Source organism: Mesorhizobium sp. M1273 (assembly GCF_040318195.1).
Taxonomy (GTDB): domain Bacteria; phylum Pseudomonadota; class Alphaproteobacteria; order Rhizobiales; family Rhizobiaceae; genus Mesorhizobium.
Genome location: NZ_JAMYLV010000004.1, coordinates 192,782 through 213,720 on the forward strand (window position 1 = coordinate 192,782; position 20,939 = coordinate 213,720).

Consider the following 20,939-nt stretch of genomic DNA (forward strand, 5'->3'; position numbering starts at 1 on the left):
TGGAAACGGACAGGGCCGCTCACGGCGGCCCTTCAACGGATTTAATCAAAACCTCAGGCGGCGTGCGAGGCCTGTGTGTCCGACAGCAGCGCGTGGATGGCTACGGCGTCGCGCGTGCCCCTGATCTTGGCAACCGTGTCGGCGTCGCGCAGCACCCGCGCAATGCGCGACAGCGCCTTGAGGTGGTCGGCGCCGGCGCCTTCGGGAGCCAAAAGCAGAAACACCAGGTCGACCGGCTGATCATCGAGGGCCTCGAAGTCCACCGGTGTCTCCAGCCGGGCAAAAACGCCGGCGATCCGCTTCACCCCGGCCAGCTTGCCGTGCGGAATGGCGATGCCGTTGCCGACGCCGGTGGAGCCGAGCCGCTCGCGCTGCAGGATGGTGTCGAACACCTCTCGCTCCGGAATGTCGGAAATCGCCGCCGCCCTTTCGGACAGCAATTGCAGCAGCTGCTTTTTGGAGTTCGCCTTCAACGCCGGCATGATTGCCGGAACGCTGACGAGATCGCTCAGATCCATGCTTGAAATCCCTTGTTCGCCTGCCGTCGCCAGTCCCCACGCTCGCGTGCGGCTGGTTTTTACCCCTGCGCGACCTTGGCCGTGGACGGGTCGATCCAGCCAATATTCCCGTCCGGCCGGCGATAGACGATGTTGAGATGGTCGTTTCCGGCATTGCGGAAGACCAGGACCGGGCTGTCCTTGGTGTCGAGTTCGATCACCGCTGACGCCACCGACATGGTCCGCAGCGTCATGGTCGATTCGGCGACGATGGCCGGCGCGAAATTCTCCGGTATGTCCTCCTCGTCGTCGGCAAGCGGCGCCATCACCGTATAGGCGACGTCGGTGAGCTCGCCGTTGCTATTGCCTGAATTGTGCGACTTCAGCCGGCGCTTGTAGCGCCTGAGGCGTGTTTCCAGACGGTCCGCCGCGGTATCGAAGGCAAGCGTTGGATCCTGGGCATCGCCGGTCGCCTGCAGCGAAGCACCGGAGTCCAGCCGGATCATGCAATCGGCCGTGTAGCGCGACCCCGATTTGACGACTACGATTTGCCCTGAAAAGCCCCGATCGAAATATTTCCCGATCACTTCCCCGACACGGTCGTTGATGCGCGTACGGAACGCATCGCCGATATCCATGTGTTTTCCCGATATGCGCAGTGTCATCTGAAAACTGACCTTCCTTGCTCAGGCTTCAAACTGTCCCGAGTTTATACTCGTGGTCCGCGCGCACAAGCTTTTGCGGCGTCACTTGCGCCGATTTTAGATCCGAACTTTCCGGTTGATCACAAGCCGCCTTCTTGGCCGTCCCGTGGCCTACATCGTGACGGACCATCTCTCGTGCGGGCATCGGCGAACTCAAATCCACTCGCCAGCCCGTCCCATGCGGGCGGGCTTCTAGCCACTTCGTCGCCGCTTGTCAATGAAGGGCGAAAGCTGTGGAAATTCCGCCGGAGATCAACGGCCGGCGCTGGCCAAAGCGCGTTTTTCGCGCCGCCGCTGCACCGAAGAGGGTATGTTCATGCCTTCCCGGTATTTGGCCACCGTGCGCCTGGCGATGTCGACGCCGCTTTCCCGCAGCATGTCCACGATGGCATCGTCGGAAAGCACATCGATGGCTTTCTCCTCGTCGATCAGCTGCTTTATGCGGTCGCGCACCGCTTCCGACGAATGCGCATCACCGCCACCTGACGAAGCGATCGAGGCGGTGAAGAAATAGCGCAGCTCGAACACGCCGCGCGGCGTCAGCATGTATTTGTTTGCCGTGACCCGGCTGACCGTTGATTCGTGCATGCCGATGGCGTCCGCCACCGTGCGCAGGTTGAGCGGCTTCAGGTGCCGCACGCCGTGGACGAGAAAAGCGTCCTGCTGGCGCACGATCTCAGAGGCCACCTTGAGAATGGTCTTCGCCCGCTGGTCGAGGCTGCGCGTGAGCCAGTTGGCGTTCTGCAGGCATTCGGCAAGGAAATCCTTTTCCGCCTGGTTTTTCGCATGTGGCGTGACCTGGGCGAAATAGATGTGATCGACCAGCACGCGCGGCAGCGTCTCGGCATTGAGCTCGACCGTCCAGCTGCCGTCATTGGCTGCACGCACCTCGATGTCGGCCACGATCGCATCGCTGGCACCGCGCGAAAACGCCATTCCCGGCCGTGGGTCGAGCGCCCGGATCTCGGCCAGCATGTCGAGCAGATCCTCTTCGTCGACGCCGCAAATCCGCTTCAGCGTCTGGAAATCGCGCCGTGCCAGGAGTTCGAGATTGGCGATCAGCGCCTTCATCGCCGGATCGAGCCGGTCGCGCACGGCCAGCTGCAGCAACAGGCATTCGGCGAGGTCGCGGGCGAATATGCCGGCGGGCTCGAATGTCTGGCAGACCGCCAGGACCGTTGCCATCGCCGTGGCGTCCGCGCCGAGGCGGGCGGCGATCTCGGCCATATCGGCACGCATGTAGCCGGCCTCGTCGAGGCCGTCGGCAAGCTCGCCGGCGATCAGGCGCGCCGCCGGATCGGCAAAGGCGAGCGCCACCTGCTCGCCGACATGGTCGCGCAGCGTGATGGCCGCCGCCGCCATATCCGCGACGTCGAAGCCGTCGGAGGAAGAGGTGGAACCATTGCCGGACGCCGATTTCCATTGTGCCGTCAGGTCGGGCCCGAGCCGCTCGCTCGTACCAGGATCGTCAGGAAACAGGTTTTCCAGCGACGTATCGAGCTTTTCCGAGATCGCCTCGGCGCTCCATGCCGTTTCCGCCTCGAACCAGTCGCCGTCGGCAGCCGGTTCCGATGCGGCGTCGCCCTTCTGCGCCTGGTCGCTGGCGGCGTCCTCCTGCGGTTCGGCGCGTTCCAGCAAGGGATTGCGTTCGATCTCGTCGTCGATGAAGCGTTCCAACTCGAGATGGGTGAACTGCAGCAGGCGGATCGACTGCATCAGCTGCGGCGTCATCACCAGCGACTGCGACTGTCGTAGCTGTAGTTTTGCCGCCAACGCCATGGTTCGGTTTCAAACGCCCCGTCTACGCACCCGCACTGCTGGAAGGAATTTTCCAGGCCAGCATAGAAACTGGCCCGGCTTTTGCTTGTCAAGGCGAGGAGCGGTAAAACTCGCCTGCCGACGCGTTTTCAGGCAGAAAATTGAAGAAAAAGCTGTTGGACTACGCCGGAAATCCCGTTCGAACCGGAATTTCGCATTTAGAGTGTAAATCCCTCGCCGAGATAAAGCCGCCGCACGTCGGCATTTGCGACCACTTCGTCGGCTCGACCATGGGTCAGCACCTGGCCGGCATGGATGATGTAGGCGCGGTCGATCAGGCCAAGTGTCTCGCGGACATTGTGGTCGGTGATCAGAACGCCGATGCCACGTGCCGTCAAGTGGCGCACGAGTTGCTGGATGTCGGCGACGGCGATCGGATCGATGCCGGCGAAAGGTTCGTCGAGCAGCATATAGGCGGGGCGGGTTGCCAAGGCGCGGGCAATTTCGAGGCGTCGCCGCTCACCGCCGGAGAGCGACAGCGACGGAGCCTTGCGCAGATGGCTGATGTGAAATTCCTCGAGCAATTCGTCGAGCAGGCGCTCACGCTCCTTGCGGCTCTTTTCGACGACCTCGAGCACGGCCCGGATGTTTTGCTCGACATTCAGGCCGCGAAAAATCGACGCTTCCTGCGGCAGATAGCCGATGCCGAGACGGGCGCGGCGATACATCGGCATCGACGTGACGTCGAAACCGTCGATTTCGATCGTGCCTTCATCGACCGGCACCAGGCCGGTTACCATGTAGAAACAGGTCGTCTTGCCGGCGCCGTTGGGGCCGAGCAGCCCAACCGCCTCGCCGGCGCGCACGCCCAGCGTCACGCCGCTGACGACTTTGCGGCCCTTGTAGCTTTTGGTCAGCCCCTTGGCGATCAAGGTTCCCTTGAACTTTGCCGCTTCGACGGTGACCCTGGCCGGTGCCGCAAGTTTGCTGGCGGCGCGCCCTGGAAGACGCGCCAGCAGCGACGATATGCCGGTCATCAGGGTTTCGCTGCTCCAGACTTCGCCGGCGGCGTGATCGACATCATGACGCGGCCGCCGCAAGCGTCGACCTGGGCAAGGCCGCTCTTCATCTGCACGGTAAGCTTGCAGCCGACAAGCACGTTATCGCCTTGCGAGAGCACGACCTTGCTGCCCGAAAGCACCAGCACTTCGGTCTTCATGTCGAAGGTGCCGCGGTCGCCGGTGGCAACCTGATTGTCCGATTTGATGTAGACCTTATCGTCGACCTCGAGATGGTCGATGTTGGCGGATCCGGTCATTGCCGCGGCACCCGCGGGCTGGGCGCCTTTAGCGGCGCCTGCATCCCTGACGTAATAGACCGTCATTTTGCCGGCCTTGAGCACGGTTGGACCCTGGACGACGTTGACGTTGCCGGTGAAGACGGCGACGCTTTCCGCCTGGCGCACCTCGAGCTTGTCGCTTTCGATCTGGATAGGCTTGTCGCCCGACAGCCTGAGGCCGGACATTTGGCTGGTGGCACTGGATTGCGCCAGCGACGGCGCCGTCCCGAAGGTCAGCCCCAAGGGCAACCCGAGCGTCAACGCCGAAATCGCGGCGAGGCGCCGTGCCGAACTACTGAACCGCATTGGTCTCTCCGCTCTTTGCCTCTGCCGCCTTCAAACTGGCGGGATCGATGTCGACGCGCACCTTGTTCTCGAAAACCAGGACCTTGCCATTGTCCTGGACCGACATCGAATCCGCCCTGATCCGCGACCCGCCGCGGCTGACATCGACGGGCTCGCTTGTCTTCATAGTGCCTTCGCCCATGTCGAGATAGACTGATTTGAATTTTGCCACCACACCATCCGTGGTCGACACGGTCACATCGCTGGTCAGGCTGAGCGTGTTGCCGTCGCGATCATAGGTGCCGTGCGTGGCATCGATGGCGGCCGTGTTGTCGGCCGCAATCGGCAGCTTGGCCTTGATGCCTTCCAGATCGATGATGCCTTGTTTGCTGACATCCTGTATGGCGCGCAGGGCTGTCATCGAATAGGGCAGGTTCTGTTTGGTGAAGCCGTTGAGCTTGGGGTTGGCCATCACCAGCTTGCCATCGGCAAAGGCGCCGCCGTCGGCCTGCACCTCGATTGCAGCGGGAGCCATGAGATAGGAATAGACGGGAAACGCGACCGCAATCACGGCAGCGACCAGCGGCACGGCCAGCTTGAGGATACGGACCCGGCGCGAATGACGCTGCGCAACGTCAAACGCGTCGACCCGCGCCCGGCCTGCGGCCTTGGGAGCCAACTCCGTCTCGGTGTTGGTCGGTTCGATTGGTCCCGCTAACATGACTGCTTCTTCTAAACCCCTGCCCGCCAGGCCGCCCTATAGGTGGGGTGCCGGCGCCCTCAAGCAAGCACAAGCCGAGGAAAACCGCAAAAATGTGACAGCCGCCCCTGTACAATGAAAATGGCCCCAGCGCAGCCTGTACCTCATACCAGATATGGGCGCACAGTGTTAGGGCCTGTGGAACGAGACAGGTTGAGGCTTGCCGCGAATGCCTAACGGCCTTTGGCGCAAGGCCGTCAGGAAACGGTAGCCGGGCGCGAATGGTTGCTTTAAAAGCATCTGCTCCCACCGACTACGAGGCTGACCATGGTATTGAGAGCCGACGACCTGATCGACCGCCGCCGCTTGCGCCGCAAGCTGACATTCTGGCGTGTTGCGGCGATTATCGTCGCGGCAGCCGGACTGATCGCCTTCTCGGCATGGATCTATGGTGACGACTTCACCGGCGCGGCTGTCGACCACATCGCCAAGGTCAAGATCGAAGGTACCATCACCGAAGACGAAGAACTGATCAAGCGGCTGGAGGCAATCCGTCAGTCGCCGCGCGTCAAGGCTGTGATCCTGTCGATCGATTCACCCGGCGGCACCACCGTCGGTGGCGAATCGATCTATGAGGCAGTGCGCAAGCTTGCCGCAGACAAGCCGGTGGTGGCCGAGGTCGGCACGCTCGCGGCTTCGGCGGGCTATATGATCGCCACCGCGGCCGACCATATTGTCGCACGCAAATCCTCGATCGTCGGCTCGATCGGCGTGCTGATTCAGTACCCGGACGTCAGCGGCCTCATGGACAAGCTCGGCGTCAAGCTGGAGGAGGTGAAATCCTCGCCCTTGAAGGCCTCGCCTTCTCCCTTCAAGCCGACCAATGACGATGAGCGCGCCATGGTCCGCAAGCTCATCCTCGACAGCTACGACTGGTTCGTCGGCATCGTCGCCGAGCGCCGCAACATGACCAAGCCGGAGGTGCTGGCGCTCGCAGACGGGTCGATCTTCACCGGCCGGCAGGCGGTCACCAACAGATTGATCGACGCGGTCGGCGGCGAGGCCGAAGCGATCGACTGGCTTGCAGGCAAGGGCGTCGATGCCAAGCTCAAGGTGGTGGAATGGAAGGACACGGAAAAACGCGGCGGTTTCCTGTTCTCCAAAGCGATGGCGCAGACCGTCGGTGCTGCGCTTGGCCTGGCCGGCCATGACGGCGACGTCCTTCACGAAATTGGAGCGGACCGCTTGTTTCTTGACGGTCTCGTTTCCGTCTGGCACCCTTGAGGAACCGCCTGGGACGAGTGAAAAACCAAATAAAATCATTCTGATAATTTCGGCGGCACTGCTTTTACGGGGAGCCTTTTCATGATCAAATCCGAACTTGTGCAGATCATCGCCACGCGTAATCCGCATCTTTTCCTGCGCGACGTCGAAAACATTGTCAGCGCCATCTTCGATGAAATCACCGACGCGCTTGCCGAGGGCAACCGGGTCGAGTTGCGCGGCTTCGGCGCGTTTTCGGTGAAAAATCGCCCTGCCCGCACCGGCCGCAACCCGCGCACCGGCGAATCCGTAGAGGTCGAGGAGAAATGGGTACCGTTCTTCAAGACCGGCAAGGAATTGCGTGAAAGGCTGAACGGAGGCAAATAGGCGCCGCGCCCGCCGTCCCGCTCCGGCAGCAGTCCCTACGGAAAAACATGTTCAATCGCTTAATCCTCATCGTGGTCTTCGTGCCGCTGGCCGTCATCCTGATCGCGCTGGCCGTTGCCAACCGCGAACCGGTCGCCTTCACGCTCGACCCGTTCAATCCGGGCAACCCGGCGCTGACGCTGACCTTGCCGCTGTTCATATTCCTGTTCCTTGCCCTTGCCATCGGCATGATCGTCGGCAGCCTGGCGACCTGGATCAAGCAGGGGCGCTATCGCAAGCTGGCGCGCCAGCGCGGTGCCGAGGCCGAGAATCTGCGCCAGGCGGTAAGCCGCGCGCCTGCCGCGCCTCGAGGCCCGGCTTTGCCGAAGCCGACAAACTGAAGCGTCGCTGACATATCTTTCGCGGAGCCTTTCATGCTGACCATTTCGGCCGCCGAGGTCGACAGCGCGCTGACCTTTCCCGGACTGATCGAGACGCTGCGCGCCGCGTTTCGCGATGGCGCCGTACAGCCGGTGAGGCACCATCATACGATAGAGCGGCCCGACGGCGCCGCTTCAACGCTGCTTTTGATGCCGGCCTGGACCGACTTCAACACGGCTGGCACCTCCGCCGGCGGTCACATCGGCATCAAGATCGTCACCGTGTCGCCCGACAACAACGCTGTCGGAAAACCCGCGGTGATGGGCCTTTACCTCTTGCTCGACGGCGCCACTGGCGAGCCGCAGGCCATGATCGACGGCCAGCGGCTGACGCAGTGGCGCACGGCCTGCGCCTCGGCGCTGGCCGCCTCCTACCTGGCCCGCGAGGACGCCTCGCGGCTGCTCGTGGTAGGCGCCGGCGCGCTGTCGCCGTTCCTGGCGAAGGCGCATTCGGCTGTGCGGCCGATCACCAGCATCCGCATCTGGAACCGCACGCCGGCCAATGCCGAAAAGGTCGCTGCAAGATTGCGTGCGGAAGGTTTTGCGGCCGAAGCCGCAGGCGATCTCGACGCCGAACTAGGCCAGGCCGACATCATTTCCTCGGCGACGATCACCACCGAGCCGCTGGTCAAGGGCGCCTTGTTGCGACCCGGAACGCATGTCGACCTCGTCGGCGGCTTCACTCCGGCGATGCGCGAAAGCGACGACGACACGGTTGCGCGGGCCCGCGTCTATGTCGACACCCGCGCTGGCGCCGCCAAAGAGGCGGGTGACATCGTCCAGCCGCTGGCCTCCGGCGTGTTGAAGCCGGAAGCCATCGTCGCCGACCTTTATGAACTCACGCGCGGCCAGAAAAAAGGCCGGCAGAACGACGACGAGATCACGCTGTTCAAGTCGGTCGGCGCAGCCCTCGAGGACCTCGCCGCCGGCATTGGCGTGTATCGCGCAAGCGTAGGGCAGTAGGGCAGTAGGGCAGTAGGAAACCGCACTGATCGTGCGGCGCCGCGCCAGCTATATTTCCTGTCACGTACTCCCCTACTGCCCTACTGCCTTACTCCCTTTGCCAGTAGACCCTTAGCCGATGATTGTCGGGATCGAGCGCGACGAAGGTCCGGCCGAAATCCATGTCGGTCGGGCTCTGCAGGATTTTCAGACCCCGTCCGGCCCAATCGGTGTAGGTGGCATCGACCGCCTCCGGCGTGTCCAGCGCAAAGACGATCTCGGCGCCACCGCCTGCTGCCGCGGCGGCCGGTTCCACGGTGTGACGCGACCAGAGGCCGAGCTTGAAGCCGTTGTCGAGCACGAACAGCACGAAGGTCGGCGAGGTCTCGACCGGCTGCCGCCCAAGCAGCGCGCTATAGAAGGCGCCGCTTTGCTCAGGCTTGTCGACATAGAGGATGACGAAATTGGGCGGTGTCATGAACTGCTCTCCCGATGGTTTCGACTGGAGGAGCATACCGTACGCCACTGCCAGATTCTGGCAGCAGTCTCAACTGAGCAGCAGCCTTAGCTTGGCGTGTCGAGCGTCGCCCGCCATTCTTTGAGCAGCACCTGACGGCGGCGCGGATAGCGCATCTCGGTGGCATTGAGGCCGGATATCCGGTCGGCGCGAAAGTGCCTGAAATCCTGGCGCATCTCGCACCAGGCCGCGACGACGCGCACCTTGTCGAAGAAGCCGAGTGCGAACGGCCAGACGGTGCGCTCGGAGGCAGCGCCGCCGGCGTCGCGATAGACAAAGCTCAGCTTGCGCTCCTCGCGGATGGCCTGCCGCACCACACCGAGATCGATGCCTTCGGTGACCTCGGTGCGCGACCCGACCAGCAGCGTCGAGGCATCGAGCTCTTCGCGCAAATCGTCCGGCAGCACCGCGGCGATCTTGGCCAGCGCGTCGGTGGCGGCGTTCGCAAGCCGCCAGTCCGGCTGCTTGGCCACCCAGCGCGAACCGAGCACGATCGCCTCGATCTCCTCATCGGTGAACATCAAGGGCGGCAGCATGAAACCGGGCCTGAGCACGTAACCCAACCCCGCCTCACCCTCGATCGGCGCGCCCTGCCCCTGCAGCGTGGCGATGTCGCGATAGAGCGTGCGGATCGACACACCCATTTCGCCCGCAAGGCTGCGGCCGCTGACTGGCCGGCGATGCCGGCGCAGGATCTGGATCAGGTCGAGCAGGCGTTCAGCACGGGACATGAATCATGACCTGGTTTCAATCACGATAGAGCCCCAGCGCTTTCGGCGGCAAGCGACATGGGTGGCGGACGGGAACGTCTGCGTCCTGACGCCGTTGTCTGGCCACTATGGATATGCGCGGGTTCCTGTTGTTCTGGTCGGTTTTGACCGCCATCGTCGCTGCGCTCAGCCTCGGACCATCCTTCGCCCATGTGCTGGAATCGGTGCCGCGGCTGACCAGTTGGCCGCCTTCGCTCTGGCGTGAAACCACTGTCTTCAACGCTCAGTTCCAATTCTTCGCGATTGTCGGCGCACCGCTGGACGTGGCCGCGATCGCCTGTCCGGGGCTTCTCGCCTGGATGCTGCGCAGTGACCGCCCGGCATTCTGGTGGATTTTGGCCGCCACCGTGCTTTATCTGATGGCCCTCGTGGCGTGGTTTACCCTGGTCAAACCGGCAAACGATGTCCTGGCCACCTGGGTGCCTGGACCGATCCCGGACAATTTCGAAAGTATCCGGAGCAGTTGGGAAACCGGCCATATGGTCGTCACCGGCTTCAAGGCCGTTGGTTTCATAGCGCTCGCAGTCGGCCTGCTGTCGATCAGGCGCGGCTGATCCGGTTGCACACGTCGGCAGCCCTTTTGTTGCGCCGGTCAATGTGCTGTGGCAGAAGCGGCGAGCCGCCGTCCGGAGATGCGCCTTCTTGAAACCTTTTCGCGACAAACGCCGCGACAGCCGCCCGCCCCCGAAGGGCGGGGCGGAGCAGCCGCGGCGGCGCGACGCCGGCCTGACCGCCGGTTCGGAGCCTAAACTGCAGGACCGGTCCGAGCCGAAAGCCGCGCCGCGCCCTCTATCCCGTCGCGATGGCGCGCTGCCTGCCGAACATCTGCCGCTGATCCTCGAGGTCGGCCCCAATCAGGACTACGCGTTGCTCGACAGCGGCGCCGGAGAAAAACTCGAGCAATACGGCCCCTACCGCATCGTTCGGCCGGAGGGCCAGGCGATCTGGCAAAAGGCTTTGCCGGCCAGGGACTGGGAGCGCGCCGACGCCATTTTCACCGGCGATACCGACGAGGAAGGCATCGGCCGCTGGCGCTTCCCCAAGACGCCGCTCGGCGAGACCTGGCCGATGAAGCATGACGGCATAGATTATCTCGGCCGCTTCACTTCGTTTCGCCATGTCGGCGTCTTTCCCGAGCAGGCCTCGCACTGGGACCACATGGCCGGACTGATCGCGGCGGCAAAACGGCCGGTGAAGGTGTTGAACCTGTTCGGTTACACCGGCCTTGCCTCCTTGGTGGCGGCGCGTGCCGGCGCCGAGGTCACCCACGTGGATGCTTCCAAGAAGGCGATCGGCTGGGCGCGCGAAAACCAGGAAATGGCGGGCTTGTCGCAAAAGCCGATCCGCTGGATCGTCGACGATGCCGTGAAATTCGCCGAACGCGAGGAGCGCCGCGGCAGCCGCTACGACATCATCCTGTTCGACCCGCCCGCCTATGGCCGCGGACCGAAAGGCGAGGTCTGGCAGCTGTTCGAGGACCTGCCGGCGCTGACCGATATCTGCCGCACGATCCTGACGCCGAAGCCGCTCGCCGTGGTACTGACCGCCTATTCGATCCGCGCCTCTTTTTTCGCCATCCATGCCCTGATGCGCGACACCTTCGCCGGCATGGGCGGCACGGTCGAGTCGGGTGAATTGATCATCCGCGAGAAATCTGCCGGTCGGGCGCTTTCGACCTCGCTGTTCTCGCGCTGGGTGGCCTGAATGAGTGCGTACGAACGGCACGCGGGCGCGCCAGGGCAGGTGAAGGAAGTCACCAGCCTCGCCAACCCGCTGGTCAAGGACATCAAGGCGCTCGCGCTGAAGAAATTCCGTGACCAGCAGAATTCCTTCATGGCCGAAGGCCTGAAGCTGGTCATCGACGCGCTCGATCTCGGCTGGTCGATCAGGACACTGGTCTTCGCCAAGGCCGGACGTGGCAATATGGCGGTTGAAAAGGTCGCGGCGCGCACGGTCGCCGCCGGCGGCACCGTCCTTGAAGTTTCGGAAAAAGTGCTGGTCGCCATCACCCGCCGCGACAATCCGCAAATGGTCGTCGGCGTGTTCTCGCAGAAATACCTGCCGTTGAAGGACATCCGCGCCCGTGACGGCGACGTCTGGGTGGCGCTCGACCGCGTCCGCGACCCCGGCAATCTCGGCACCGTCATCCGCACGGTCGACGCTGTCGGGGCCAGGGGCGTCATCTTGGTCGGCGAGACCACCGATCCCTTTTCGGTCGAAACGGTGCGCGCCACCATGGGCTCGATTTTCGCCGTGCCGGTCGCCAAGGCGTCGCCCGAAGCTTTTCTCGCCTGGCGAACGAGCTTCCCCGGCCTCGTCGCCGGCACCCACCTGAAGGGTGCGGTCGACTACCGCTCGGTCGATTTTTCAAAGGGCCCGGTGCTTTTGATGATGGGTAACGAGCAGCAAGGCCTGCCTGACGAGCTTGCCGCAAGCTGCGACAAACTGCTGCGGATACCGCAGGCCGGCCGCGCCGATTCGCTCAACCTTGCAGTGGCCACCGGCGTCATGCTGTTCGAGATCCGGCGCGGCGCGCTGAAGCTCGGCCCGGAGGACGCCAGATCGTGACATCTCAAACCGTGAAACTGCAAACCATGAAGTCCTGGAGGCCGTATGCTCTTCTGGTCGTCGCCGCGATAGCGCTCGACCAGTGGGTGAAATACCTAGTCGAAACCGGTCTTGCCTTTCAGGAACGGCTCGACCTGCTTCCGTTCCTGGCGCTGTACCGCACCTACAACACCGGCATCGCGTTCTCGCTGTTTTCGTCCTTCGGCGACACCGGCCTGGTGGTCGTCGCGGTTCTGGTGGTCGCTTTCGTGCTCTATCTTGCGGCCCGCACGCCGCCCGGCCACCTGCTTGCCCGCATCGGCTTCGCACTGATCGTCGGCGGCGCGCTCGGCAACCTGATTGATCGCGCAATCTACGGTCATGTCATCGACTATGTCCTGTTCCATACGCCGGTCTGGTCCTTCGCGATCTTCAACCTCGCCGACGCCTTCATTTCGGTTGGTGCGGTGCTGGTCGTCTTCGACGAACTCATTGGCTGGCGGCGCGGAGCGTCGAGCGATTGACCTCACTCGCCTGGCGCCACACATTCTGATCTGCAAGCCCGAGGAGAAAAAATGCCCGAAACCTTCAAAGCCATCCTCGTTTCGCGTGACGCCGAGAAAAACCAGTCGGTCGCGGTGACCGAGCTTACCGAGGCAGACCTGATGGAGGGCGACGTCACCGTCGCGGTCGAGGCGACGACGGTGAACTACAAGGACGGTCTTGCAATTACCGGCAAGGCGCCGGTGATCCGCCACTGGCCGCTGGTGCCGGGCATCGATTTCGCCGGCACCGTCATCTCGTCTTCCAATCCTGACTGGCGCAAGGGTGACAAGGTCATATTGAACGGCTGGGGCGTCGGCGAGACGCATTTCGGCGCCTTTGCAGGGCGCGCCCGCGTCAAGGGCGACTGGCTGGTGCCGTTGCCGGACGGCATGAGCCCGCATGATGCGATGGCGGTCGGCACCGCCGGCTACACCGCCATGCTTTGCGTCATCGCGCTGGAGCGCCACGGCATCGTGCCCGATCGCGGCCCGGTGGCGGTGACCGGCGCTGCCGGTGGCGTCGGCTCGGTCGCGGTCTCGATCCTGTCCAGCCTCGGCTATCACGTCATCGCCTCGACCGGCCGTGCTGCCGAAAGCCCCTATCTGATCGACCTCGGCGCCGCGGAAGTGATTTCACGCGACGAGCTTGCCCAGCCCGCAAAACCGCTCGCCAAGGAACGCTGGGCCGGCGGCGTCGATGCGGTCGGCAGCCACACGCTGGCCAACGTTCTATCGATGACCTCCTATGGCGGCGCCGTTGCCGCTTGCGGCCTCGCCGGCGGCATGGACCTGCCGGCAAGCGTCGCGCCCTTCATCCTGCGCGGCGTCTCGCTGCTCGGCATCGATTCGGTGATGGCGCCGAAGGCGGTCCGCCTCGAGGCCTGGCGCCGTATCGGCGCCGATCTCGACCACGCAAAGCTTGCCAGCCTTTCGACGAGCATCGGCTTCGACGGCATCATCGGCGCCGCGCATGACATCGTCGAGGGTAAGATCCGCGGCCGCGTGGTGGTGGATATGTGAGCCCCCAAGGGAAAAAAAAGAGCGCGACCGGTAAAATTCGAGCGATCAACCACAACCTTCGATAAGCTCTGTCTGGCAGGATTTCCGTATGATTGCGGAACCCGGCATCAGAGAGGCGGAACCAGCCGAACGGGCCGACGGGACGGCCCCCGCGGCGCCAGGACGGCAGCTTGTCGCCGCGCCACCGCTGGCGCCGGAACTGCCGGCCTCCAACCGCGAAGGCCTGCCCTTCCTGACGCTCGTCGCCATTGTCGTGCTGGCAGGCTTTTCGCATCTGACCGGGGCGCCGATCTTCATCACTATCGGCCTTTTGGCGACAGCCATCGCCGGGCTCGCCATGCATCTGCGCAACAGGCGCACCGAGCGCCGCGCGGTGGCCCTGCTCGATGCCACGACCGCCCGCAGCCGCGCCGAAATAGAGACGCTGGCCGACCGCATGTGGGAGATGCAGGAGAGCGAGGAGCGCTTTCGCGGGCTGATCGATGCACTCGGCGATCTCGTCGTCCATCGTGACCGCGACGGCCACATTGTCTACGCCAACAAGGTTTTCGCCGACCTTGTCGAAACCGACCAGCGCGACCTTGCCGGCAAGACCCTGGCCGAACTAGGCATCGATGTCGGCATCGTCCCCGACGCCGCGTTTTCCGACCATGAATGCCTGAGTTCCACCGACGTCGCCATTCGCACGCCGGACGGCCCACGCTGGTTCTCTTGGATCGAGCTGTCGGTGCGCGACAAGGACAGCGGCGCCGTTTCGCATCGCGCCATCGCCCGCGACATCACCGCTCGCAAGCGCGCCGAATCCTCGCTGATCACCGCCCGCGAGCGGGCCGAATATGCGAGCCAGGCCAAATCGCGCTTCCTCGCCACCGTCAGCCACGAGATCCGCACGCCGATGAACGGCATCATGGGCATGGCCCGGCTTCTCGCCGACACCAGCCTTTCGCCCGAGCAGCGGACCTATGTCGGCGCCATCTCGACCTCGGCCAGCGCGCTGCTGGCGCTGATCGAGGACCTGCTCGACTACTCCAAGATCGAGGCCGGCCGCTTCGATCCCGAACCGCAGCCGATGTCGGTGCGCGAGATCGCCGACAATGTCATCGAGCTTTTGGCGGCGCGGGCTTTTGCCAAGGATATCGGCCTCGGCTGTCATGTCGAACCCGACGTGCCGCAGCTGATCACCGCCGACCCCGGCAGGGTCAGGCAGGTGCTGCTCAATCTCATCGGCAACGCCGTCAAGTTCACCGACAGCGGCGGCGTCCTGGCAAGCATCGCCCGCGTCCGCACCGAAACCACCGACCGCATCCGCTTCACCATCACCGACACCGGCCCCGGTCTGCGCGAGGAGGACATGGAGCGCATATTCGCGGACTTCGAACAGGCTGACGGCACCTCGACCCGTGCGCATGGCGGTGCCGGCCTCGGTCTCGCCATTTCCAAGCGCCTGGTGACCGCCATGGGCGGCACTATCTCTGTGTCGAGCCGGCTTGGCCAGGGGTCCGAATTCGTCTTCGAGATTCCCGCTATTTCCGCCGTCGAGGCGCCGCAGATCCGCCAGGACGCGCTGTCGGGCCGGCATGCCGTGATCGTGTCGAAGAACCTGGTCGAGGCCGAAGCCCTCGCCCGCACCATTCGCGCCAATGGCGGCACGGTCGATCTGGCCACCGCCGCCGCCCAGGCCACCCCTTTCGCCGAGAGCTGCGACGTGCTGCTGATCGATGCTGCCATGGAGCAAAGCGACGGCAGGCTGCTCAGGCGCCTGCGCCAGAGCGGATTTGCCGATTGCGAGGCAGTGACGCTGATCGCACCGACCGACCGTGGCATGCTTGGCGAGTTCCGTGCCAATGGTTACGCCACCTTCCTTGCGAGGCCGGTGCGCGGTGAGACATTGCTGCGCGTGCTTTTGACCAGCCACGCGCCGGTCGTCGCCGAGCCGCAACTGCAAAGGCGCGGCGCGCAGACGGGGCACGCCATTGGCGCCCGCCAGCACGGCCTGTCGGTGCTGATCGCCGAGGACAACGACATCAACGCCATGCTGGCCCGCGCCACGCTGCTGAAGGCCGGGCATCGCGTGAAAGTGGTCGGCAACGGCAAGGCCGCCGTCGAGGCGGTCATCAGCACCGGCCACAAGCACCGTTACGACGTGGTGCTGATGGACTTGCATATGCCTGTCATGGACGGCCTGGACGCCATCGCCGCCATCCGCCGCCATGAGGAGGAGACCGCGGTGCCGCCGGTGCCGATCATGGTGCTGTCGGCCGACAGCCAGGAAAAGACGCGCCACGCCGTGCTCGCTCACGGTGCCAGCGGCTTCGTCACCAAGCCGCTCGACCCCGATGCCCTGGTTCATGCGGTCGAAGGGCAAGCGGCCGCCTGAGGCACAACATAGACGGTTGATAGATTGCCCAGTCGACGAAGTATTGCCCGCAGAGCCGTATCACGGTACTGTCACAATCCTGTTGCACCTACACCGTATCCCCGTGCCAAGAGGGATGGCTCGAAGGAGAATCACTCGTGCATACAGTCATGCCGGAATGTGATGCTCGGCCGAACGCCAGCGGGCCTTTGCTCGTCGGCCGGAACGCCGATGCCGTCATAAAAGGCGCATCGCTCGGCCGCATCGGCAATCTCGAAGTGCGGCTCGCCCGCAACGAGGCCGAGATCGCTGCCGCGCAGGAAGTGCGCTACCGGGTGTTCTACGACGAGCTTGGTGCCAGGAAGGACCTGTTCCAGATGCAGGACCGCCGCGATGCCGATCGCTTCGATCCCCTCTGCGATCATCTGCTGGTCTTCGATACTTCGCTTTCCGGCCCCGAGCATCGCCGCATCGTCGGCACCTACCGCCTGCTGCGGCAGGAGATTGCCGCGGCCGCCGGCGGTTTCTATTCCGAAGGTGAATTCGAGCTGACCAAGCTGATCGCGCGGCATCCCGGCCAGCGCTTCCTCGAGCTCGGCCGCTCCTGTGTTCTGCCCGAATACCGCTCGAAGCGCACCATCGAGGCGCTGTGGCAAGGCATCTGGGCCTATATCAATCATTACGGCATTGGCGTGATGACCGGCTGCGCGTCGTTCCACGGCACCGTGCCGGCGGCACATGCAGAGGCGCTGACCTACCTTGCCCACCACTGCCGGACGAATTCATCCTGGGACGTGCGTGCCGTCGCCGGGCGCTATTGTTCGATGGATCTGATGCCGATCGAGGCCGTCAATACCAAGGCGGCGATCGCCGCGATGCCGCCGCTGGTCAAGGGCTATCTGCGCGTCGGCGCACGCATCGGCGACGGTTGCGTCATTGATCGTGAATTCTCGACGGTCGACGTGTTCGTGGTGATGCCGGTCAAGGAGATCGGCGCCCGCTACGTCAATTATTATGGCGGAGAAGCGCAGCGGTTTGCGGCCTGAATAGGGGAGTAGGCGGAGAGAAGGCAACGGCCCGAGTAGGCAATTGCTCTACTTTACCCGACGTAGCGCTATTCCCTACTCCCGTACTGCCCTATTCCCCTACTCCCCTAACTTACGCATCTTTCTCAGCCTGCTCGTTGACCGGCCCCGGCTCGACTGGCGCTTCGCTTGCGACATGCTTGGGGCCGCCCTTGGCGACGCCGACCATGGCCGGCCGCAGCACACGCTCGCCGATCGAATAGCCGGGCTGCACGACCTGCACGACCGTGTTGGCCGGTACGTCGGGATTGGGCACCTCGAACATCGCCTGGTGGAAATTCGGATCGAATTTCTCGCCCTCGGGCTCAAGCTTCCTCACGCCGTGGCGTTCCAGCGCCGACAGCATGGCGCGCTCGGTGATCTCGACGCCGTCGATCAGCGCCTTGAAGCCGGCATCGCCCGACGCCTTGGCCTCCTCCGGGATGGCATCCAGCGCACGGCGCAGATTGTCTGACACCGAAAGCATGTCGCGGGCAAAATTGGCAACCGCATAGGCGCGCGCATCGTGGACGTCGCGGGCGGTGCGGCGACGCAAATTCTCCATGTCGGCCGCGACGCGCAGCGCGCGATCCTTCAGCTCTTCGTTTTCCTTCAGAAGCCGCACAAGCGCCTCATAGTCGCCGTCGACGCCACCTTCCCTTGGCTCCGCGGCAGCCTCGGTTTTCTCGGCTTCATCGGGCGCGCGTTCGTCTTTTGCCTGGTCGCTCATCGCCGTTTCCCGTCATTTTCGAATGGTGTGGATTTGCGCCCGATATCGAGGTTTAGCGGCCAAAAATCAAGGGGCAAGCGATACTGCAGCCGCTGTCGCTGCTTGGCGGACGGCGCAGACCTTTCGATTTTAATTCAAACTTTACCGTACCCGACGGCTTTGCTTGCCGGGACACTACAATGCGGGAACCATTCCTCCCCTGGAAGAGTTTCGAAGCCGACACAGGATTTTGGATGATGCCCCGCAGGAATGGCGAAAAACGCGACGGGCTCGCCGCCGATATCCGGCGCCAGCTCGGCACCGAGGCGACCAAGCGCTTTCTGCGCACCTTACCGGCCTTCCGCACGGAGTCCGATATTCCCGACCGTCTGAAGGAATTGCTCGACCGCCTGGACGGCGTCGAAGCCAAGGTGGTCGCAGGCGGGCGCCGTCGGTAGACACCGTCGCCAGCAACGCGACCTGCGATTGCGGCCGCAATTCCTCGCCATCGCGCGACATTTACCCGCAGTAACTTTGCGTGATCTCCGCCTTGCGGCAGCGCGCCGCTCCGCCTATGTTTCATGATGAACATGATTTCCCCCGAAGCTGTGGCAAACAGCAAGCGCGCCTGGTTGAAGATCCTGTCGCGCTATAAAAAGCCCGACAGGCGTCGCAGCGCCGTCGAACTCGCCATCACCCTCATCCCCTTCGCCACGCTGTGGGCACTGTCCTCGGCCGCTTATGCCTATGGCCATTGGTGGGGTCTGGTCCTCATCCTTCCGGCAGCCGGCTTTCTGGTGCGTATCTTCATGATCCAGCACGATTGCGGCCACGGCTCCTTCTTTGCCAACCGCTATGCCGACGACTGGATCGGCCGCGTGCTTGGCGTGTTGACGCTGACGCCCTACGATTGCTGGCGCCGCGCCCACGCAACCCATCACGCCAGCGCCGGCAATCTCGACGAGCGCGGCACCGGCGACATCAAGACACTGACGGTCGCTGAATATCGGCAACTGTCATGGCGGGGCCGGCTCGCCTATCGCCTCTATCGCCATCCGCTGGTGATGTTTGGCCTTGGCCCGATATGGATCTTCATTTTCGAGCAGAGACTGCCCTTGGGCATGATGCGGGGCGGTTTCACCCCCTGGGTGTCGTCGATGTCGACCAATCTCGCCATCGCGGTCATCGCCGCGCTGCTCATCTGGTTCGTTGGCCCCGGCGCGTTCCTGGTCGTGCATTTGCCGATCGTCATCCTCGCCGGATCGGCCGGCATCTGGCTGTTTTATGTCCAGCATCAGTTCGAGGAGACGGAGTGGACAAAGGACTCCGAGTGGGAATTCCAGCACGCTGCCCTGCACGGTTCGTCCTATTACGACCTGCCGCCGGTGCTGAACTGGATCACCGGCAATATCGGCGTCCACCACGTGCATCACCTCTCGGCCAAGGTGCCGTGCTACCGGCTTCCGGAAGTGCTGAGGGACTATCCGGAGCTGCGTGAGATCGGCCGCGTCACACTCCTCGACAGCCTGCGCTGCGTCAAGCTGGCGCTGTGGGACGAGAGCCGCAGCAAGCTGGTATCGTTCCGCGAAGCGCGGATGGCCGTGTAGACGCACCGCCGCATCTAAAGCGCGTCGCGCTCGGCCTCATGCGACGCGCTTTAGGTTGTTGTTTACGCATGCCGTTATCGCAAAACCGCTGAACACTTTTGCGCGACATGCGTTAGGGGTGCGGCGGGCTCCACATTCCGAGCTTAAGCCGCCTGGCGCTGGTCGCGCATCAGGATCTCGCCCTGGCGGATCTCGGTGCCCAGCACTTTCAGGCATTCGCGCATGAAGGCGGCAAGGCCCGGCCAGCCCTTGGCCGACACAAGATTGCCGTCGACATGGGCGCCGGTCGGCGCAACATCGATATAGATGCCGCCGGCCAGCGTGACTTCCGGCTCGCAATATTGCAGCGCCGCGACTTCCCTGCCGCGCACCACGCCGTCGACCGCGATCAGGATCTGCACGCCGTGGCAGATGGTGAAGATCGGTTTTCCCGTCTCATGGAAATGCCGCACCAGCGCCTGCACGCGCTTGTCGATGCGGATATATTCCGGCCCGCGCCCGCCCGCCGCGTAGACGGCATCGTAGTCGGCCGGATTGACCTCGGAAAACGTCTTGTTGAGGATGTAGTCGTGGCCGAGCTTTTCCGTATAGGTCTGGTGGCCCTCGAAGTCGTGCAGCGAGGTCTTCAGGATATCGCCGGCCTTCTTGTCGGGGCAAACGACATGGACGGTGTGGCCCACCGCATGCATGGCCTGTTCAAAGACGAAAATCTCGTACTCCTCGCTGAACTCGCCAACGAGCATCAATATCTTCTTGCCAGCCATACCCGGTTCCTCCCTTGTGGCCACATTTATTCGGATCGCGAAATAATGGGCCTATCCTAAGGCGGAGAGGCGCAAAATAAAAGGCTGAATCGGGAATGTGGTCCGACCAGATAGGGCTTCTGGCCCTCTGGAGCGGATCAGCCGGCGCGCACCCGCCGCCAGGAATATTTCGGGCCTTTGGCCTCCGGCTTCACCGCCGGCTGATAGAACAGCGGCAGTCCGCCGGTGCGGCCTTGCTCGAGCCGCTTCAGCAGCACCGGGTGCGATACCTCGAACTCATCGAAGCCGAGGCGCAACATATGCGGCAGCTGATCGATCAGCACCTGCCCGGTGGCGCGCATAGCGCCTGCAAAATGATAACGGCTGCGCAGCAATTCGCCCTTGGAGAACGAGCGGCCGTCATTGAACGCCGGAAACGCCAGCGCCACCAGCGACAGCTGATCGAGCAGGCCTGCGATCTTCTCGAGCTGATCGCCGGGCTGCAGCAGCACACCGATGCGCTCCTTCGCCGACCGCCGCACCTCCGGATCGAGGCCGAGAAACGCCTGCAACGGCAGGATGAAACGGCCATTGCCGACCAGCGCCTCGGCGCTTTCGGCATGAACCCACTCGTCCTCGCGGAACCCATCCGGTGTCCACAGCCGCATGGCGTTTTCGGCTATCAAGTCGCTCATCAAGAAAATTCCCAAGTCCAAAGATTCTAAAGTGCAAAACACCTCAGGGTGCGTTGAGATTCAGGTCAGGCC

24 protein-coding genes are annotated in these 20,939 nt (G+C 63.6%); 13 read left to right on the forward strand and 11 right to left on the reverse strand.

Features of this window, described 5'->3' with window-relative positions:
• Positions 1–53: 53 nt before the first annotated feature.
• From ptsN to lptC, 6 genes are all read right to left on the reverse strand, one after another.
• On the reverse strand, positions 54–518 hold the full coding sequence (gene ptsN, locus NKH30_RS06850) for a PTS IIA-like nitrogen regulatory protein PtsN (RefSeq protein WP_352994663.1): 465 nt from the start codon (positions 516–518) through the stop codon (positions 54–56).
• Between the two features lie 59 nt (positions 519–577).
• Positions 578–1,162, reverse strand: a complete 585-nt coding sequence (gene hpf / locus NKH30_RS06855; protein WP_023675267.1) for a ribosome hibernation-promoting factor, HPF/YfiA family — start codon at positions 1,160–1,162, stop codon at positions 578–580.
• A 291-nt stretch (positions 1,163–1,453) separates the two neighbouring features.
• Complete coding sequence (gene rpoN / locus NKH30_RS06860; protein WP_352469431.1) at positions 1,454–2,980, reverse strand: RNA polymerase factor sigma-54; 1,527 nt, start codon at positions 2,978–2,980, stop codon at positions 1,454–1,456.
• 197 nt (positions 2,981–3,177) lie between these two features.
• Entirely contained in the window at positions 3,178–3,996 is an 819-nt protein-coding gene (gene lptB / locus NKH30_RS06865) for an LPS export ABC transporter ATP-binding protein (RefSeq protein ID WP_292664962.1), read from the reverse strand.
• Entirely contained in the window at positions 3,996–4,604 is a 609-nt protein-coding gene (locus NKH30_RS06870; protein ID WP_292664963.1) for an LptA/OstA family protein, read from the reverse strand. The genes lptB and NKH30_RS06870 overlap by 1 nt, the downstream gene beginning before the upstream one ends.
• A complete protein-coding gene (gene lptC, locus NKH30_RS06875) occupies positions 4,591–5,304 on the reverse strand; it encodes an LPS export ABC transporter periplasmic protein LptC (protein WP_023675263.1) in 714 nt (237 codons plus the stop codon). Before lptC ends, NKH30_RS06870 begins: the two co-directional genes overlap by 14 nt.
• 306 nt (positions 5,305–5,610) lie before the next feature.
• Between lptC and sppA the strand changes: the two genes are divergently transcribed.
• The 4 genes from sppA (at position 5,611) to lhpI (ending at position 8,315) form a co-directional block, all read left to right on the forward strand.
• Positions 5,611–6,567 carry a signal peptide peptidase SppA gene (gene sppA, locus NKH30_RS06880; protein WP_352469429.1) on the forward strand — a complete coding sequence of 319 codons (957 nt, stop codon included), beginning with the start codon at positions 5,611–5,613 and terminating at the stop codon, positions 6,565–6,567.
• A gap of 81 nt (positions 6,568–6,648) precedes the next feature.
• Positions 6,649–6,933 carry an integration host factor subunit beta gene (locus NKH30_RS06885; protein WP_023675261.1) on the forward strand — a complete coding sequence of 95 codons (285 nt, stop codon included), beginning with the start codon at positions 6,649–6,651 and terminating at the stop codon, positions 6,931–6,933.
• A 47-nt stretch (positions 6,934–6,980) separates the two neighbouring features.
• Positions 6,981–7,313, forward strand: a complete 333-nt coding sequence (locus NKH30_RS06890; RefSeq protein WP_352539412.1) for a LapA family protein — start codon at positions 6,981–6,983, stop codon at positions 7,311–7,313.
• 33 nt (positions 7,314–7,346) lie between these two features.
• A complete protein-coding gene (lhpI, locus tag NKH30_RS06895) occupies positions 7,347–8,315 on the forward strand; it encodes a bifunctional Delta(1)-pyrroline-2-carboxylate/Delta(1)-piperideine-2-carboxylate reductase (protein WP_352539413.1) in 969 nt (322 codons plus the stop codon).
• Between the two features lie 88 nt (positions 8,316–8,403).
• On the opposite strand, the gene NKH30_RS06900 is transcribed toward lhpI, so the two are convergent.
• Together NKH30_RS06900 and NKH30_RS06905 are read right to left on the reverse strand one after the other, a co-directional pair.
• Positions 8,404–8,772, reverse strand: coding sequence for a VOC family protein (locus NKH30_RS06900; protein ID WP_352469426.1), 369 nt, complete (start codon positions 8,770–8,772; stop codon positions 8,404–8,406).
• Positions 8,773–8,858: 86 nt separating this feature from the next.
• Entirely contained in the window at positions 8,859–9,542 is a 684-nt protein-coding gene (locus NKH30_RS06905; protein ID WP_352468341.1) for a helix-turn-helix transcriptional regulator, read from the reverse strand.
• Between the two features lie 107 nt (positions 9,543–9,649).
• Between NKH30_RS06905 and NKH30_RS06910 the strand changes: the two genes are divergently transcribed.
• From NKH30_RS06910 to olsB, 7 genes are all read left to right on the forward strand, one after another.
• Positions 9,650–10,135 (forward strand): DUF1772 domain-containing protein, encoded by a 486-nt coding sequence (locus tag NKH30_RS06910; RefSeq protein ID WP_352539414.1) that lies wholly within the window; start codon positions 9,650–9,652, stop codon positions 10,133–10,135.
• A gap of 88 nt (positions 10,136–10,223) precedes the next feature.
• Entirely contained in the window at positions 10,224–11,285 is a 1,062-nt protein-coding gene (locus tag NKH30_RS06915) for an RsmD family RNA methyltransferase (RefSeq protein WP_352539415.1), read from the forward strand.
• Entirely contained in the window at positions 11,286–12,149 is an 864-nt protein-coding gene (locus tag NKH30_RS06920; RefSeq protein ID WP_352539416.1) for a TrmH family RNA methyltransferase, read from the forward strand.
• Positions 12,150–12,175: 26 nt separating this feature from the next.
• Positions 12,176–12,652, forward strand: a complete 477-nt coding sequence (gene lspA, locus NKH30_RS06925; RefSeq protein ID WP_352454178.1) for a signal peptidase II — start codon at positions 12,176–12,178, stop codon at positions 12,650–12,652.
• A 51-nt stretch (positions 12,653–12,703) separates the two neighbouring features.
• Positions 12,704–13,693: an acrylyl-CoA reductase (NADPH) gene (gene acuI / locus NKH30_RS06930; protein WP_352539417.1), complete on the forward strand. Its 990-nt coding sequence runs from the start codon at positions 12,704–12,706 to the stop codon at positions 13,691–13,693.
• Positions 13,694–13,781: 88 nt separating this feature from the next.
• Positions 13,782–16,070: a PAS domain-containing hybrid sensor histidine kinase/response regulator gene (locus NKH30_RS06935; protein WP_352994666.1), complete on the forward strand. Its 2,289-nt coding sequence runs from the start codon at positions 13,782–13,784 to the stop codon at positions 16,068–16,070.
• A 149-nt stretch (positions 16,071–16,219) separates the two neighbouring features.
• Positions 16,220–17,095 (forward strand): l-ornithine N(alpha)-acyltransferase, encoded by an 876-nt coding sequence (olsB, locus tag NKH30_RS06940; protein ID WP_023675251.1) that lies wholly within the window; start codon positions 16,220–16,222, stop codon positions 17,093–17,095.
• A gap of 112 nt (positions 17,096–17,207) precedes the next feature.
• Here olsB and grpE read toward each other — a convergent pair whose 3' ends face one another.
• Positions 17,208–17,843, reverse strand: coding sequence for a nucleotide exchange factor GrpE (gene grpE / locus NKH30_RS06945; RefSeq protein WP_352994669.1), 636 nt, complete (start codon positions 17,841–17,843; stop codon positions 17,208–17,210).
• A 233-nt stretch (positions 17,844–18,076) separates the two neighbouring features.
• Here grpE and NKH30_RS06950 point away from each other — a divergent pair, with 233 nt between their 5' ends.
• Both NKH30_RS06950 and NKH30_RS06955 read left to right on the forward strand, forming a co-directional pair.
• Positions 18,077–18,280 (forward strand): hypothetical protein, encoded by a 204-nt coding sequence (locus NKH30_RS06950; RefSeq protein WP_023675249.1) that lies wholly within the window; start codon positions 18,077–18,079, stop codon positions 18,278–18,280.
• Positions 18,281–18,406: 126 nt separating this feature from the next.
• On the forward strand, positions 18,407–19,429 hold the full coding sequence (locus tag NKH30_RS06955; protein ID WP_352469420.1) for a fatty acid desaturase: 1,023 nt from the start codon (positions 18,407–18,409) through the stop codon (positions 19,427–19,429).
• 143 nt (positions 19,430–19,572) lie between these two features.
• Here the strand turns inward: NKH30_RS06955 and NKH30_RS06960 are convergent, their stop codons facing one another.
• Positions 19,573–20,193 (reverse strand): DJ-1/PfpI family protein, encoded by a 621-nt coding sequence (locus NKH30_RS06960; protein ID WP_023675247.1) that lies wholly within the window; start codon positions 20,191–20,193, stop codon positions 19,573–19,575.
• A 137-nt stretch (positions 20,194–20,330) separates the two neighbouring features.
• Positions 20,331–20,867, reverse strand: a complete 537-nt coding sequence (locus NKH30_RS06965; RefSeq protein WP_352994672.1) for a DUF934 domain-containing protein — start codon at positions 20,865–20,867, stop codon at positions 20,331–20,333.
• Between the last annotated feature and the right edge of the window lie 72 nt (positions 20,868–20,939).